Here is a 13,944-nt window from a genome sequence, read left to right on the forward strand (position 1 = left end):
GTCAGCTGCGGTTGATGAGTCCGCTCAAGGAGCGGCGGCTACGGAAGGCGGTCTGGATCAGGGCCAGCGCGAAGGCGAGGATGAAGCCGACAAAGGCGCCAATTGCGCCGCTGACGACTTTGCTGCCACCTTGAGCCACGGGCGAGACAGAGACGGACGAGATCAGCTTGCTGTTGAAGGTGCGGGTCGGATTCAACTGTTCTTGCAGCAGGCCGATCGAAATACGCAGCCGTTCGGATTCCGATTGGGTGGTGCGCAGCAGGTAGGACACCACCAGCGAGTCCGACACGTCTGTCGTGGGCGCCACTTGTCCCGACTTGAGCGCGGCAATGACCGTGTCGCGTTCACTGGCGTTCGTCGCCAACAGTGCTTCAGCCTCCTCGATTTTACGCTTGCGTTCCTGCACCCCGTCGTTGTACTCCTCTGCGGTCTGTGCCTGCAAAGTGGCAACTGCGCCTTCCAGAAGCCGTTTGGCCTCTTCCGGTGAATATGCGCTGACTTGCAGCTGGAGGAGATTGGGGCTGCGCTGCGGGATGGCAACGAGTGTCCTCAATGCGAGGAGAGATTTCGGGTCGGCGTAAGGATCTCGCGGCAAACCGGCTTTCTCGAGGGAATCGCTCGTGAAACCGGGTTGCTGCACCATGGACACAAGCGTTCCGGCATCCACGAGCGGCGCCGGGCCGTTGATCTGCGCGATTTTTACGAGCCCACTCGCCGCCCAGACCGGGGGACGCTTGGGCATCAAACTGATGCCGATGACGGCACCCAAGATAATGGCCAAAACCAGCAATTTCCAATAGGAGAGCAGTAGGCCGACAATATTCGGGAAATCGCCAGATTTGGGTTGCATGTCGTTTGGGCTTATTTTGGAGATCGTGATTGTATGCCAATTGGACGAGATAGCGGCTAAGTCCGTGCGTCGCCAAATGGGGGTGTAGCCATCCTGTAGCGGTATGGATCGGTGGAGATCGCAGCGCCTGGGCTCGGCCCCGAACCCGGGAGAAGGGGGGCGTTGTGTTGTACATTCGCGTTTCTGACTGAACCGTCTTTGCCTTAATGCCTACACGCATTCTCATCGTTCGCACATCGTCGCTTGGCGATCTGGTGCACATGCTGCCCGCAATATCCGATATCGCCCGATATGTACCGGATGCCGAAATCGACTGGGTGGCGGAAGAAGCATTCGCCGAGATTCCCAGCTGGCATCCCGCGGTCAATGAGGTGATCAAGGTGGCGCACCGTCGCTGGCGCAAGGCCTGGTGGTCCAGCGAGGTCAGGGCCGAGCGCCATGCGCTTAAGGAGCGCCTGCGCTCCAAGCAGTACGACATCGTGCTGGACATGCAGGCCCTGTTGAAGTCCGCCTGGCTGGTCCGCCAGACGCGCGGCGTACGGCACGGGCTGGATTGGCGTTCGGCGCGCGAGCCCCTGGCTTCCCTGTTCTACAACGTGCGCCATCGGGTGGAATTCTGGCAACCCGCGGTCATCCGCCAACGCAAGCTGGCGGCGCTGACGTTCGGCTACCAATACGCCGGCCAGCCCGATTTCGGCCTCCAGGCCTTTTCCCGGCAAGCCGCGCAGTCGCGCGAGGGTGATGTCGTGGCGGAAAGCGGCCAGGTGGATCCACCGCGCCTGCACCATCTGGACACGGACCATGGCTACGCGGTGATCATGCCTTCGGCCAGCCGGGACGACAAACTCTGGCCCGAGGACGATTGGCGCGCGGTGTTCCGCCGGCTGCGCGACGCGGGCTGCAGCCTGCGTCTGCTTTGCGGCAATGAGCAGGAGGCGCAGCGCGCCAGGTTGCTCGTGGCCGGCATGGACGGCGCCGAGGTGATGCCCCGCATGGACTTGACGTCGGTGGCGCGCCTGCTGGCCGGCTCGCGCCTGATGGTGGGCCTGGACAGCGGCCTGACGCACCTGTCGGCGGCCCTGGGCCGTCCCACTATCGGCATATATCGGGCCTCGACGCCCGTGCGCACGCCGCTGGTTGGCTCGAACTACACCGCCAGCCTGGGCGACCGCGGCGCTTCGCCCTCGCGCGAGGCCGTGATGGCGTCGGTGGAGCAGGCGCTGGCCGCGCAGTGATATGAACCGCGGCGTCTACACACTGGCGCTCAGGGCCTTGTCGCCGCTGGTCTGGCTGTGGATGGGACATCGCGCCAGGCGGGCCGGCGGCCAATGGGAAATCTTCTCCGCGGAACGCTTCGGCCGGGCGCCGGCCGAAGCGGGGCCCGCGCAGACCGCTCCCGTCTGGGTGCACGCCGTCAGCCTGGGCGAGACCCGGGCAGCCCAACCTCTGCTGCAAGCGCTGCTGGACCGCGGACTGCCGGTGCTGCTGACCCACGTGACGGCCACCGGCCGGGTCGAGGGCGCGCGGCTGTTCCAGGGCGCGATCGCCCGGGGCCAGTTGCGCCAGGCCTGGCTTCCCTACGATTTCCCCGGGGCGACCCGCCGCTTCATGGCCGGCCGCCGGCCCCGTTGCGGGCTGCTGATAGAGCGCGAGGTGTGGCCCAACCTGCTGGCCGCCGCGCGCGAGGCGGGCGTGCCCATGGCGCTGGTCAGCGCCCGGTTCTCGGCCTCTTCCCTGCGCCAGGCGGGCAGGATGGGCAGCGTGATGCGCGAAGCCCTGGCCGGCCTGGACGCGGTGCTGGCCCAGACCGCCGAGGACGCCTCCCGGCTGGGGCAGGCGGGGGCGAGGCCCCCGCTCGTGACCGGCAACCTTAAGTTCGATCTGGCGCTGCCTGATGCGCAGGTACGGGCCGGCCAGGCATGGCGCGAACGGCTGGGCCGACGCGTAGTGGCCGTGGCCAGCACGCGCGAGGGCGAGGACGGCGCGTTCATCGAGGCGATCAAGCGTCACGCCAACAACTCAGGGGCGCATGATTCGCCCTTGTTTCTCCTGATTCCCCGCCACCCCCAGCGTTTCGACGAGGCCGCGCGCCTGCTGGCGGAGGCCGGCTTGGCGTTCACGCGACGCTCGGGCGGCGCGGAACCCGGCCCGGATGTCGCGGTGCTGCTGGGCGATACGCTGGGCGAGATGGCGTTCTACTACGCCGCCTCGGAGGTGGCGATCGTCGCGGGCAGTTTTGCGCCGCTGGGCGGGCAGAACCTGATCGAGGCGTGCGCGGCCGGGGTGCCGGTCATCGTCGGGCCACATACGTTCAATTTCAAGCAGGCGGCGGAAGACGCCATCCAGGCGGGTGCCGCGCAGCGCGTGTCCGACGCGGGGCAGGCGGTGGATGCCGCCATGGCGCTGCTGGGCGACGACGGCAGGCGGCTGCGTGGCGGGGAGGCGGCGCGGGCATGGTTCGGCGCGCACGCGGGGGCCACCCGGCGGACGCTGGACGCGCTGGCGCCCTGGCTGGAAGCGGGGCCGCGGCCTTAGGGAGTGGTCCGGGGGACCAGCGTGACCGCGCCGGGATTCAATTCCTGGCTGAAGCGCCGGGTATCGCGTCCTTCGTCCTCGGGCCGTATGCCCAGCCAACCCTGGCCCAGCGCATAGACGCCCAGGTTCGCCAGCAGGATGAGGATGAAGAGCACGCGCATGCGGGGTCTCGCTCAGGGATGGGCGTCCAGGGTGGCGCGCGCGATCGCGGCCAGCCCGTCCAGGACGGGGTGATCCAGGTAGACCGGCACGGGCGTGGCGCCGAAGGCGCCGCCCGCGTCCGCCAGCAGGCGTTCGATTTCCTGGTGCACTTCGGGCCAGCCGCCGCCGGCGGCGTAGATCTGCGGCGCCTGGCCGTAGCGCTGGCGGCCTGCCAGCCATTGGCGGACGACCGCGCCGGCCTGCGCCGCGGCGATGCCCGAGGCAATGGCTTCGTGCGTGTCCGTGGGGTAGGCCACGACCTCGCCGTTGGCGACCGGAAGATTGGCGGTGCCGTGCGCGAGCGCGTTGCGCATCATGGCGGGGCCGGGCAGGATCAGGCCGCCGGCAAAGACGTTGTCGGGCCCTACCGTATCGATGGTGGTGGCCGTGCCGAAGCTGGCCAGCAGGAAGGGTGGATGCGCGCCGGGCAGGCGCGACAGCACGCCCACCAGCGAGGCCCAGCGATCGGCGCCCAGCTGCGTGGGCACGCGGTAACTGTTGACCAGCCCCAGCGTGGAAGCCTGGGACGGCGACCAGGTCATGGCGCAGCCGTGTTTTTCCAGGATGGCGGCGATGGCCAGGCCGCGGGCCTCGCCGGCGACGTTCACGCCCAGCGCATGCGCGGGGCGGCGCGGCAGCGCGGCCAGCCAGCGGTCCAGGGCGTCCAGGTCCACGCCCTCGAAGGCGACCGCCGCCGGTTCGCGCGGCGTGTCGGGGTTGGCGGCGTCCAGCCAGCCCACCTTGAGACGGCTGTTGCCGGAGTCGATGAGAATAATCATGCTTGGCGTCGAATCGAGATTTCGCCGACCAGGATCGGCTTGGCGCCCTCGGGCGTTTGCACCAGCAGGCGGCCATGGTCGTCCACGCCGCAAGCGGTGCCGCTTAGAAGGATAGCGCCCTTGTCCAGGACGTTGACCTTGCGGCCCGCCAGGGCGTCCACCTGGTCGAAACGCCGCTTGAAGGCGCCGAAGCCTTCGCGCTCCAGAGACCGGATCGCTTCATGCCAGGCCGTGGCGCTGGCGCAGACCAGGTCGGCGGCGCTGGCTTCGCGGGGGGAGTGCGCCTGCACCTGGCTCCAATCGGCAACTTCGCGCTCCAGCGCGAGCGACAGCCGGTCGGCGTCGATCAGGTTCACGCCCATGCCGATGACGACCGTATAGCCCGCAACGTGGCGGCCGGGGTTGCGGGTGGTCTCGACCAGCACGCCCGCAAGCTTGGCGTCATGCCATTGCACGTCATTGGGCCATTTCATGCACAAACCCGCGGCCGCCGGGCCGGCGACGGCGCGCAGGGCCTCGCACGCGGCCACGCCGGCCAGCGGCGACAGGGCTGGCAGTTGGGCGGCGGGCAGGTTGACGTCGAAGGCACAGGAGAACATCAGGGTGGAACCCGTCCGATTCTGCCAGGGGCGGCCGGCGCGGCCGCGCCCCGTTTCCTGCAGGTGCGTGCCCAGCAGCCAAGGTTTGCCGACCCCGCCCGCGCGTGCGCGGGCCAGCAGGTCGGCGTTGGTCGATCCGGTGCTGCCTGTCCAGGCGATGTCTTGGAAGGCGGGCAGGCGCGCGGCCAGTTCCCGGGCCAGGGCTTCCGGCGCGGGCAGGTCGATTGGGCGGACGTGATCGGGCATGGCGGCGATTGTAGGGCACGCGGCGGCCGCTCGCGGTCCGGCTGCGCCTGCGTTTATCATTGACGATACATTTTGCATTGGTAACCTCTCTGCATGCCGCATTCCGTTTCGTCCGCACCCGCCGCCGCGCCTTTCCGCCATGAAGGGGGCGTATGCCATGTGGCCGGCGACTGGAGCGTGCTGGCGCTGGCCGAGCCGGGCGAGGTGGAGCGCCGCCGCCAGGCCCTGGCCCGCGCGGCGAACGACGGCGCGCGCTGGGACCTGCACGGCATCGGGCGGCTGGATACGATCGGCGCCCTGCTGATCTGGCAGGCCTGGGGGGAAAAGCTGCCCGACAGGGTGCGCTGGTCGCCCGGGCAGCAGGACGTGTTCAACGCGCTGGCCATGAACAAGGGCGGCACGCCGGCCGCGGCCCCCAAGGGCGATCCCTGGGGCTGGCTGCGCGCCGTGGGCAGCGCGGTTTTCCTGGCCATGGAGAACGGCCGCGCGCTGCTCGTCATGCTGGGGCAACTGGTGCTGGATCTGGGCGGCATGCTGCGCCGCCCGCGGCTGGGGCCGTGGCGCGAGATTTCGGCGCAGGTGTACCGCACCGGCGCGCAGGCGCTGGGCATTACGGCGCTGGTCGGCTTCCTGATCGGCGTGGTCCTGTCCTACCTGTCGGCGCAGCAGTTGCAGATGATCGGCGCCGACCGGTTCATCGTGCGCCTGCTGGGCGTGTCCATCGTGCGCGAGCTGGGGCCGGTGCTGGCCGCCATCCTGGTGGCGGGCCGCTCGGGTTCGGCCATTACCGCGCAGATCGGCGTCATGCGGGTCACGCAGGAACTGGACGCGATGCTGGTCATGGGCATATCGCACGGCCAGCGCCTGATCCTGCCGCGCGTGGTCGCCCTGGCCGTGACGATGCCATTGCTGGTCCTGTGGACCGACGCCATGGCGATCCTGGGCGGCATGCTGGCCGCGCAGTTGCAGCTGGGCGTGTCGGCGCAATGGTTCCTGCAGTCGCTGCCGGACGCCATCTCGCTGACCAACTACTGGATCGGCATCCTGAAGGGCGTGACGTTCGGCATCCTGATCGCGCTGATCGCCTGCCATTTCGGCCTGCGCATCCAGCCCAACACGGAAAGCCTGGGGCGCGGCACGACCACCTCGGTGGTGACATCGATTACCGGCGTGATCCTGCTGGACGCGCTGTACGCCGTGATTTTCAGCTCGGTGGGCATCTGATGAACAGCGCGACCCAGCACCGCCTGTTCGCGGAAGACGGCGTCACCGTCGAACCCGTCATCACGGTGCGCGGCCTGCGCACCGCGTTCGGCGACCACGTCGTGCACGACAACCTCGACCTGACGGTCTTCCCCGGGGAGATCCTGGTGCTGGTCGGCGGGTCGGGCACGGGCAAGACGGTGCTGCTGCGGCAGATCATCGGGCTGGATCAGCCGGCGGCGGGCACCGTGAAGGTGCTGGGCCATTCGCTGTTCGAGCTGAGCCCGTCGGAGCGCCGGCGCCTGTCGTACCGCTGGGGCATGCTGTTCCAGGCGGGGGCGCTGTTCTCCGCGCTCTCGGTGTTCGACAATGTGGCGTTGCCGCTGCGGGAATTGCGCACGGTGCCGGAAGACCTGGTGCGCGACGTCGTCATGTGCCGGCTGGCCATGGTGGGCCTGTCCGAGCGCGACGCCGACAAGCGGCCGTCGGACCTGTCGGGCGGCATGGTCAAGCGCGTGGCGCTGGCGCGCGCGCTGTCCCTGGACCCGGAGCTACTGTTCCTGGACGAGCCCACGGCCGGCCTGGACCCCCTGCGGTCCGACGAATTCGTGGACCTGGTGCGCAGCCTGCACCGGCAATTGGGGTTCACCGTGGTCATGGTGACGCACGACCTGGACACGCTCCTGGCCCTGGCCACGCGTGTCGCCGTGCTTGCCGACAAGCGGGTGATCGTATGCGACACGGTGCCGGAAGTACTGAAGGTCGATCACCCGTTCATTCACACGTTCTTCCTGGGCGAGCGCGGTTTGCGCGCGCTGGGGGATCTGGCGCCGAAGGGAATGCATCATGGAAAACCGTAGTCATGCCCTCATGGCCGGTATCTTCACGCTGGTCTTGCTGGCCGCCGCTGCCTTGGCGGCCATCTGGATCGGCCGGGACCGGACCCAGCTGCAACCATACGAAATCATCTCCGCCACCGCCGTCAGCGGCCTCAATCCGCAGTCGACCGTGCGCTATCAAGGCGTGCCCGTGGGCAAGGTGCAGTCGCTGGCCCTGAACCCCGACAAGCCGGGGCAGGTGCGCATCCGCATCGGCATCGCGCCGAACACGCCGATCACCGAATCGACCTGGGCGGAACTGGGCGTGCAGGGCGTGACCGGCATGTCCAACGTGGAACTGCGCGACGACGGCACGTCGATGACGCGGCTGGTGTCGTCCGCGGCGCATCCCGCCGCGATTCCGCTGCGTCCGGGCTTTCTCGACCGCATCGAGCAGCGCGGCGGCAAGCTCATCTCCAACGTGGAAGAGGTCACCGAGCAGCTGCGCCGCGTCCTGAGCGAGCAGAACGTGCAGGCACTGACGGCCAGCCTGCAGAACGCCACCGACCTGACCCAATCCCTGAAAGAGGCCAGCCGCGATCTCGGTCCGACCCTGGCCAAGCTGGGGCCGCTGGTGGACTCGCTGAACAAAACGTCGAGCCAGGCGGACCGGGCCGCGCGCGAAGTCGGCGACCTGGCCCAGCAGACCCGCCAGTCGCTGGCGCGCCTGACGGCGCCCGGCGGCGCCCTGTCCGCCGCCACCAGCAGCCTCAACGATATCGCCCTGGCCGCCGCGCGGCTGGACGGCGAAACGCTGCCGGCGATCACCGGCATGGCGGCCAACGTCAGCGAGGCCGCGCGGGGCGCGGCCGTTACCCTGCGCCGTGTGGACAACACGCCGCAATCCTTCCTGTTCGGCCCGGCTCCCCGCGAGCCCGGACCCGGCGAGGCCGGCTTTGCCGGATTCGGGAGATAGCCCAAATGACGAAGATGCGTAGCGCCGTTCTCATCCTGACCCTGGCCCTGGCGGGTTGCGGTATCGGCCGCGTGCCCGCGCCGCCCACGGTGTTCGACCTGGGGTTGGACGCCAGCCCCGTGCCGGCCCTGCCGGCGCGCGAACCCATCGCCCTGGTCTTCCAGGCCGTGCCGGCGCTGTCCGACACCAGCGTGATCTGGCGCGTGGGCGACAGCACGGCGCCCAAGGCCTATGCCACCTATCGCTGGGCTTCCTCGCCGATGGAACTCGTGCGCCAGCGCCTTGCCGACCGCCTGTCGCGCCAGGGGCCGGTGCTGAACGAGCGCGTCAGCCTCCAGACGCCGCAGCTGCAGGTCTTCCTGTCGCAGTTCGAGCAGGTGTTCGCCGCCGACGGCCAATCCAGCGAAGGGCGCATCCTGTTGCAGGCGGTGCTGGTGGACGGCCGCAACGTGCTGGGCCAGAAGCGCATTGCGCTGCGGGTGCCCGCGCCGACGCAGGACGCGGCCGGGGGCGTGGCCGCCTTGCGCCAGGCCAGCAACGATGCCGCCGACGAACTGGCGCAGTGGCTGGCCGCGACCTTGAAGCCCTCGTCCCGGACGGGCGGTTAACATCGTCTCTTTTTCCGCTTCCTGAGTTCCGCCATGTCCGCACGCACTGAAACCCACGCATTCATCGGCGCCGCCGGCCGCATCGATTGCGCCGTCGATTGGCCCGCCGGCACGCCGCGAGGCTGGGCGCTGGTGTTGCATCCGCATCCGCTGCAGGGCGGCGCGCGCGAGAACAAGGTGGTCACGACCCTGTCGCGGGCCTGCGTGCAGCACGGCCTGGTGGCGGTGCGTCCGAATTTCCGCGGCGTCGGCCTGTCCGAAGGCGTCTTCGACAAATCGGTGGGCGAAACCCAGGACATGCTGGCCGTCGTCGCGCAGATGCGCGAATTGCACCCGGAACTGGCCCAGGCGCCATGGGTGCTGGCCGGCTTCTCGTTCGGCACCGCGGTCGCCGCGCAGACCTATGCCACGCTGGCGGAGCAGGGCGATGCCGCGCTGCCCGCCGCCCTGATGCTGATGGGGCCCGCGGTGAACCGCTTCCAGTCGCACGAGGTGCAGGTGCCTGGCGACACGCTGATGGTGCATGGCGAGGAAGACGAAGTCGTGCCGCTGTCCGAGGCCATGGACTGGGCGCGTCCGCGTTCCATCCCGGTCGTCGTGGTGCCCGGCGCGTCGCATTTCTTCCATGGCAAGCTGCTGGTGCTGCGCCAGCTGGTGCAGGCGCATTTGAAGGTCGCGCTGGACTGAAGCGCCGCAGGCACCGTCCCGGCGCGGCGTCAGCGGCGGGACAGGTTGCATCAAGTTGCATGTTTTAGTGGCAAGGGGAACCCCGCGCGGCCCGGCGGGGTCCTACCGACTGCCTATAATTGTCAGCCACTTGACCCGCGCCGGCGGGCGTCATCCCTGGACCCACGTTGCCGATGAAGAATTTGCCTTACTCCGTTCACTCTCCCGTCGTCTTTACGCGTCGCCTGATTTCCGGCGCGGTGCTGTCGGCGATGCTCGCGGCCTCGATGCCGGCCTGGGCCCAGCAACAGCCGGCCCCCGCCGCCGCAGCCCCGGCCGCCGCGACGGCGGCGCCGTCGGCTTCGAGCGTGGTTCCGGTGGGCGATGTGTCGGCCGTGCCGGCGCCCACGATCGCGGCCAAGGCCTGGATCGTGATGGATGTGAACAGCGGCCAGACCCTGGCCGCGTCCAACCCGGACATGAAGGTCGAGCCGGCGTCGCTCACCAAGATCATGACGGCCTACGTCGTGTTCAACGCGCTGGATGAAAAGCGCCTGACGCTGGAGCAGACCGTTCCGGTATCCGAACACGCCTGGCGCACGGGCGGTTCGCGCATGTTCATCGAGCCGCGCAAGCCGGTCACGGTGGACGAACTGAACCAGGGCATGATCGTGCAGTCCGGCAACGACGCATCCGTGGCCCTGGCCGAAGCCGTCGGCGGCAGCGAAAGCGCGTTCGCCTCGCTCATGAACCAGGAGGCCGAACGCCTGGGCATGCGCAATACGCACTTCATGAACGCCACGGGCCTGCCCGATCCGCAACACATGACCTCCACGCGCGACCTGGCCATCCTGTCGTCGCGCCTGATCACCGATCACCCGGATCACTTCCACTACTACAAGCAGAAGAGCTACACCTACAACAAGATCACGCAGCCCAACCGCAACCGCCTGCTGTGGGCCGATCCGTCGGTTGACGGCATGAAGACCGGCCACACCGATTCGGCGGGCTACTGCCTGGTGTCGACCGCGGTGCGCGGCGACCGCCGCATCCTCGTGGTCGTGGTCGGCACGGACAGCGAGGCCACGCGCGCCGAGGAAAGCCTGAAGCTGCTGAACTGGAGCTTCCAGAACTTCGACACCGTGAAGCTGTTCGACAAGAGCCAGCCCGGCATCGATGCCCGCGTCTGGGAAGGCACGGCCGAGACCGTCAAGCTGGGCCCGCCCAACCCGGTGTCGATCGCGGTGCCGCGCGGCAAGGCCGGCGACCTCAAGCCGGTGGCGCAACGCACGGATCCGCTGATCGCTCCGCTGGCCAAGGGCCAGCAGGTCGGCACGCTGCAGTTCACGCTGGACGGCAAGGTGCTGCGCACCGAACCGCTGGTCGTGCAGGACGCGGTCGAGCGCGCCGGCTTCTTCGGCCGCATGGTCGATACCGTCAAGCGCTGGTTCGAATAAAACCGCGAGGCGCGGCCGACGCGCCGCGGGTGTAAGCTAGCAACGGGCGTTTCATGTCGAAACGCCCGTCTTCATTCCCGGGACGGACCTGCCGGTGCGTCCTTTTCCTTTCCTTCTCAGGAGTGCCTCATGATTCCGGGCGTGCCGGGCGAAAGCCAGGTGTATCTCAACGGTGAGTTCCTGCGCGTGGACGAAGCCAAGATCTCCGTCCTCGACCGCGGCTTTATTTTCGGAGACGGCATCTATGAAGTCGTCCCCGTGTACCAAAGCAATGCGTTCCGCATGGCCGAGCACCTCGACCGCCTGGATCGCAGCCTGGCTGCCTTGCGGATCGCCCAGCCCTTCGACCGGGCGGGCTGGATCGACCTGATCGAGCAGCTGCTGGCGCGCACCAACCTGGACACCTGCATCGTCTATCTGCAAGTGACGCGCGGAGTGGCCAAGCGCGACCACCAGTTCCCGTCCGTTCCGGTCGCGCCGACCGTCTTCGGCATGGTGTCGGCCTGGTCGCCGCCGACCGCCGCGCAGCGCGCCCAGGGCCTGACCGCCATCAGCATTCCGGACGAGCGCTGGCTGCATTGCGAGATCAAGTCGGTTTCCCTGCTGGGCAACGTGCTGGCCAAGCAGCAGGCCGTCGACGCGGAGGTCGATGAGGTCGTCCAGTTCCGCGACGGCTACCTCACGGAAGGCTCTTCCACCAATATCTGGGTGGTTTCCGGCGGCAAGCTGCTGGCGCCGCCCAAGAACAACCTGATCCTGGAAGGCATCCGCTACGGCCTGATGGGCGAGCTGGCCGCGGAGGCGGGCATCCCGTTCGAATCGCGCCGCATCTCGCGGCAAGAGGTCGAGCAGGCGGATGAGCTGATGCTGTCCTCGGCCACCAAGGAAGTGTTGGCCATCGTCTCGCTGGACGGCAAACCGGTAGGATCGGGCAAGCCCGGCCCTGTTTTTGAGCAATTGCGGGCGGGTTATGATGCCCGCATCGCCGCGCTGTAAGCCGGCGGCATCGGGCGGCCCCGGCGGGGCCGCCTTGCCGGCGCGCCGTTCGCCCCCATATGCAGGCAATCCCGGCGCCGCGGGGCGAGTTTTTCGCCGCAGGGCCGCTCCAAGGCAGAGGCCTCTCCCGGGAGGCAGGAGGCTCGCGAACCGAGCATGCCGTTGGGGGCAACATTTTTTAGGCACATCATGCATATCCCGCCAGAAGATTCCCTTATCGAGTATCCCAGCGACTTTCCCATCAAGGTCATGGGCAAGCAGCACCCCGAATTCGCGCAGACGCTGACGGAAGTCGTCCTGCAGTTCGATCCGGAATTCGATGCTGCCACGGTGGAGATGCGGCCCAGCAAGGGCGGCAACTACATGGGCCTGACCTTCACGGTGCGCGCCACCTCGCGCGAACAGCTGGATGCGCTCTACCGTGCGCTGCACGGCCATCCGATGGTGTCCATCGTTCTCTAGCGCGGGCCGGTTGTGATCAAGTGGCTCGCGCGGCCGGCCGACTACCTGTCGGTCTGGCAGGACATGCAGGCGTATACCAACCTGCGCGGCGCCGATACGCCCGACGAGATCTGGCTTTGCGAGCACGCGCCCGTCTACACACTGGGCCAGGCCGGCCTGCCACAGCACATCCTCAATCCTGGCGACATTCCCATCGTCCGCTGCGACCGCGGCGGGCAGGTGACCTACCACGGCCCCGGCCAGGTCATGGCGTACGCGCTGTTCGACCTGCGCCGCGCGGATATGTACGTCAAGGAGTACGTGACCCTGCTGGAGGGCGCGGTCATCGACACGCTGGCCCAGCTGGGCGTGCAGCATGCCTGTCGCAAGCCCGGCGCACCGGGCGTCTACGTGCCGGATCCCCAAGGGGGCGACCTGGCCAAGATCGCCGCGTTGGGCATCAAGATCCGCAACGGCCGGGCCTATCACGGCGTTTCGCTGAACGTATCGATGGACCTGGCGCCCTTCCTGGGCATCAATCCCTGCGGTTATCAGGGGCTGCGCACCGTCGACATGGCCAGTTGCGGCGCGCGCCGCGAGCCGACCGAGGCGGGCGACGCGCTGGGGCGCAATCTGCAGCTGGCCTGGGCCCGCGCGAGGAACAAGACATGAAGACCTACAGCGCGGCCGACGTCGCCGCCACCACGCCCGAGCAACTGGCCCGCCTGCGCGAAGCAGGGCCCCCGGAGGATTACGCCGCCTGGATCCGCGCGGCCGCCGAGCTTGGGCTGGTCGAAGCGCAGGCCATCTACGGGCAAATGCTGCTGGACGGCGCCGGGGTCGAGCGCGACCAGGCGGAAGGGCTGGCGTGGTTCAAGCGCGCCGCCAACGCCGACCATCTCATGGCCATCAACATGGTGGGCCGCTGCTACGAGAACGGCTGGGGCGTGGCGCCGGACGACACGGTCGCCGCCTACTGGTTCCGGCTGGCCGCGGACCGGGGGCTGGACTGGGGCAAGTACAACTACGCCCACATGCTGCGCGGCGGACGCGGCGGCGTGGCGCAGGACCCCGCGGCGGCGCTGGCCTTGTACCAGCAGGCGGCGCAGGCCGGGCACGTGAAGTCCATCGGCGTGGTCGGCCGCTATTACGAGGCCGGCGACGTGGTGGCGCAAGACATGGAGCACGCCTTCGATTGCTACCGGCGCTGCGCCGAAGGCGGCGACTTCCGGGGCATGTTCCATCTGGGCCGCCTGCTGCTTCTGCGCGGCGACAAGGAAGCCGCCGTCCAGTGGCTGGTCCGCGTGCCCGAAACGGCCACGCCCGCGTTCCTGCGCGAAGCCAACGACATGCTCCAGGCCAGCGGGTTCCCGGCTTTGTACGAGGCGTAGGATGGGTGGAGCGCGAGAGTTCTTAAGAAAGAACTCAGGTATCCAGCGCGCGAAACCCATGCTGTCGTGGGCAGACAGTGCCTCCTGGCACCGGCCGGAAAACAGCCGATTGCGGCCGCATGGGTTTCGCGCGTTCAGCGTCTGATTTCTAGCTTAAGAACTCTCGCGCTCCACCCAT

The 13,944-nt window shown here is 68.5% G+C and carries 16 protein-coding genes; 12 read left to right on the forward strand and 4 right to left on the reverse strand.

The genetic code is table 11. From position 1 onward, the window contains the following. Nucleotide 1 precedes the first annotated feature (1 nt). Entirely contained in the window at nt 2-850 is an 849-nt protein-coding gene (locus ADE01S_RS07645; protein ID WP_131828742.1) for a GumC domain-containing protein, read from the reverse strand. A gap of 206 nt (nt 851-1,056) precedes the next feature. On the opposite strand from ADE01S_RS07645, the gene waaC reads away from it, so the two are divergent. Both waaC and ADE01S_RS07655 read left to right on the forward strand, forming a co-directional pair. After that, nucleotides 1,057-2,085 carry a lipopolysaccharide heptosyltransferase I gene (waaC, locus tag ADE01S_RS07650; protein WP_062681069.1) on the forward strand — a complete coding sequence of 343 codons (1,029 nt, stop codon included), beginning with the start codon at nt 1,057-1,059 and terminating at the stop codon, nt 2,083-2,085. Between the two features lies 1 nt (nt 2,086). Further along, complete coding sequence (locus ADE01S_RS07655) at nt 2,087-3,385, forward strand: 3-deoxy-D-manno-octulosonic acid transferase (protein WP_062681071.1); 1,299 nt, start codon at nt 2,087-2,089, stop codon at nt 3,383-3,385. On the opposite strand, the gene ADE01S_RS31760 is transcribed toward ADE01S_RS07655, so the two are convergent. The 3 genes from ADE01S_RS31760 to ADE01S_RS07665 are packed head-to-tail and all read right to left on the reverse strand — an operon-like array spanning nt 3,382 to nt 5,210. Beyond that, on the reverse strand, nt 3,382-3,546 hold the full coding sequence (locus tag ADE01S_RS31760; RefSeq protein ID WP_087881435.1) for a hypothetical protein: 165 nt from the start codon (nt 3,544-3,546) through the stop codon (nt 3,382-3,384). The two genes, ADE01S_RS07655 and ADE01S_RS31760, sit on opposite strands and share 4 nt — an antisense overlap. Nucleotides 3,547-3,558: 12 nt before the next feature. After that, nucleotides 3,559-4,365, reverse strand: a complete 807-nt coding sequence (locus ADE01S_RS07660; protein ID WP_062681072.1) for a type III pantothenate kinase — start codon at nt 4,363-4,365, stop codon at nt 3,559-3,561. Then, nucleotides 4,362-5,210 carry a biotin--[acetyl-CoA-carboxylase] ligase gene (locus tag ADE01S_RS07665; protein ID WP_062681074.1) on the reverse strand — a complete coding sequence of 283 codons (849 nt, stop codon included), beginning with the start codon at nt 5,208-5,210 and terminating at the stop codon, nt 4,362-4,364. Before ADE01S_RS07665 ends, ADE01S_RS07660 begins: the two co-directional genes overlap by 4 nt. Nucleotides 5,211-5,303: 93 nt before the next feature. On the opposite strand from ADE01S_RS07665, the gene ADE01S_RS07670 reads away from it, so the two are divergent. The 10 genes from ADE01S_RS07670 (at nt 5,304) to ADE01S_RS07715 (ending at nt 13,766) form a co-directional block, all read left to right on the forward strand. Continuing rightward, entirely contained in the window at nt 5,304-6,434 is a 1,131-nt protein-coding gene (locus ADE01S_RS07670) for an MlaE family ABC transporter permease (protein WP_062681076.1), read from the forward strand. Then, nucleotides 6,434-7,273, forward strand: coding sequence for an ABC transporter ATP-binding protein (locus ADE01S_RS07675; protein WP_062681078.1), 840 nt, complete (start codon nt 6,434-6,436; stop codon nt 7,271-7,273). The genes ADE01S_RS07670 and ADE01S_RS07675 overlap by 1 nt, the downstream gene beginning before the upstream one ends. Then, nucleotides 7,260-8,207: an MlaD family protein gene (locus ADE01S_RS07680; RefSeq protein WP_062681081.1), complete on the forward strand. Its 948-nt coding sequence runs from the start codon at nt 7,260-7,262 to the stop codon at nt 8,205-8,207. The genes ADE01S_RS07675 and ADE01S_RS07680 overlap by 14 nt, the downstream gene beginning before the upstream one ends. Before the next feature lie 5 nt (nt 8,208-8,212). After that, complete coding sequence (locus ADE01S_RS07685) at nt 8,213-8,815, forward strand: ABC-type transport auxiliary lipoprotein family protein (RefSeq protein ID WP_062681082.1); 603 nt, start codon at nt 8,213-8,215, stop codon at nt 8,813-8,815. A gap of 33 nt (nt 8,816-8,848) precedes the next feature. Beyond that, the gene (locus ADE01S_RS07690) at nt 8,849-9,502 is read left to right on the forward strand and encodes an alpha/beta hydrolase (protein ID WP_062681084.1); all 654 of its coding nucleotides are present in this window, start codon (nt 8,849-8,851) and stop codon (nt 9,500-9,502) included. A gap of 173 nt (nt 9,503-9,675) precedes the next feature. Next, on the forward strand, nt 9,676-10,938 hold the full coding sequence (locus ADE01S_RS07695) for a D-alanyl-D-alanine carboxypeptidase family protein (RefSeq protein WP_087881436.1): 1,263 nt from the start codon (nt 9,676-9,678) through the stop codon (nt 10,936-10,938). A gap of 129 nt (nt 10,939-11,067) precedes the next feature. Then, nucleotides 11,068-11,934, forward strand: a complete 867-nt coding sequence (locus tag ADE01S_RS07700; RefSeq protein ID WP_062681086.1) for a D-amino acid aminotransferase — start codon at nt 11,068-11,070, stop codon at nt 11,932-11,934. Nucleotides 11,935-12,123: 189 nt separating this feature from the next. Beyond that, nucleotides 12,124-12,396, forward strand: a complete 273-nt coding sequence (locus ADE01S_RS07705; RefSeq protein ID WP_062681088.1) for a YbeD family protein — start codon at nt 12,124-12,126, stop codon at nt 12,394-12,396. Nucleotides 12,397-12,408: 12 nt separating this feature from the next. Next, a complete protein-coding gene (lipB, locus tag ADE01S_RS07710; protein WP_062681090.1) occupies nt 12,409-13,047 on the forward strand; it encodes a lipoyl(octanoyl) transferase LipB in 639 nt (212 codons plus the stop codon). After that, complete coding sequence (locus ADE01S_RS07715) at nt 13,044-13,766, forward strand: tetratricopeptide repeat protein (protein ID WP_062681092.1); 723 nt, start codon at nt 13,044-13,046, stop codon at nt 13,764-13,766. Before lipB ends, ADE01S_RS07715 begins: the two co-directional genes overlap by 4 nt. The last annotated feature ends 178 nt before the right edge of the window (nt 13,767-13,944 follow it).

The sequence above is a fragment of the Achromobacter denitrificans NBRC 15125 genome (genome assembly GCF_001571365.1).
Classification (GTDB): Bacteria; Pseudomonadota; Gammaproteobacteria; order Burkholderiales; family Burkholderiaceae_B; genus Achromobacter; species Achromobacter denitrificans.

Bases quoted from the DNA above. Each gene is read 5' to 3' on its own strand.
- ADE01S_RS07645 (WP_131828742.1), bottom strand. From the start codon at position 850: ATGCAACCCAAATCTGGCGATTTCCCGAATATTGTCGGCCTACTGCTC.
- waaC (WP_062681069.1), top strand. From the start codon at position 1,057: ATGCCTACACGCATTCTCATCGTTCGCACATCGTCGCTTGGCGATCTG.
- ADE01S_RS07655 (WP_062681071.1), top strand. From the start codon at position 2,087: ATGAACCGCGGCGTCTACACACTGGCGCTCAGGGCCTTGTCGCCGCTG.
- ADE01S_RS31760 (WP_087881435.1), bottom strand. From the start codon at position 3,546: ATGCGCGTGCTCTTCATCCTCATCCTGCTGGCGAACCTGGGCGTCTAT.
- ADE01S_RS07660 (WP_062681072.1), bottom strand. From the start codon at position 4,365: ATGATTATTCTCATCGACTCCGGCAACAGCCGTCTCAAGGTGGGCTGG.
- ADE01S_RS07665 (WP_062681074.1), bottom strand. From the start codon at position 5,210: ATGCCCGATCACGTCCGCCCAATCGACCTGCCCGCGCCGGAAGCCCTG.
- ADE01S_RS07670 (WP_062681076.1), top strand. From the start codon at position 5,304: ATGCCGCATTCCGTTTCGTCCGCACCCGCCGCCGCGCCTTTCCGCCAT.
- ADE01S_RS07675 (WP_062681078.1), top strand. From the start codon at position 6,434: ATGAACAGCGCGACCCAGCACCGCCTGTTCGCGGAAGACGGCGTCACC.
- ADE01S_RS07680 (WP_062681081.1), top strand. From the start codon at position 7,260: ATGGAAAACCGTAGTCATGCCCTCATGGCCGGTATCTTCACGCTGGTC.
- ADE01S_RS07685 (WP_062681082.1), top strand. From the start codon at position 8,213: ATGACGAAGATGCGTAGCGCCGTTCTCATCCTGACCCTGGCCCTGGCG.
- ADE01S_RS07690 (WP_062681084.1), top strand. From the start codon at position 8,849: ATGTCCGCACGCACTGAAACCCACGCATTCATCGGCGCCGCCGGCCGC.
- ADE01S_RS07695 (WP_087881436.1), top strand. From the start codon at position 9,676: ATGAAGAATTTGCCTTACTCCGTTCACTCTCCCGTCGTCTTTACGCGT.
- ADE01S_RS07700 (WP_062681086.1), top strand. From the start codon at position 11,068: ATGATTCCGGGCGTGCCGGGCGAAAGCCAGGTGTATCTCAACGGTGAG.
- ADE01S_RS07705 (WP_062681088.1), top strand. From the start codon at position 12,124: ATGCATATCCCGCCAGAAGATTCCCTTATCGAGTATCCCAGCGACTTT.
- ADE01S_RS07715 (WP_062681092.1), top strand. From the start codon at position 13,044: ATGAAGACCTACAGCGCGGCCGACGTCGCCGCCACCACGCCCGAGCAA.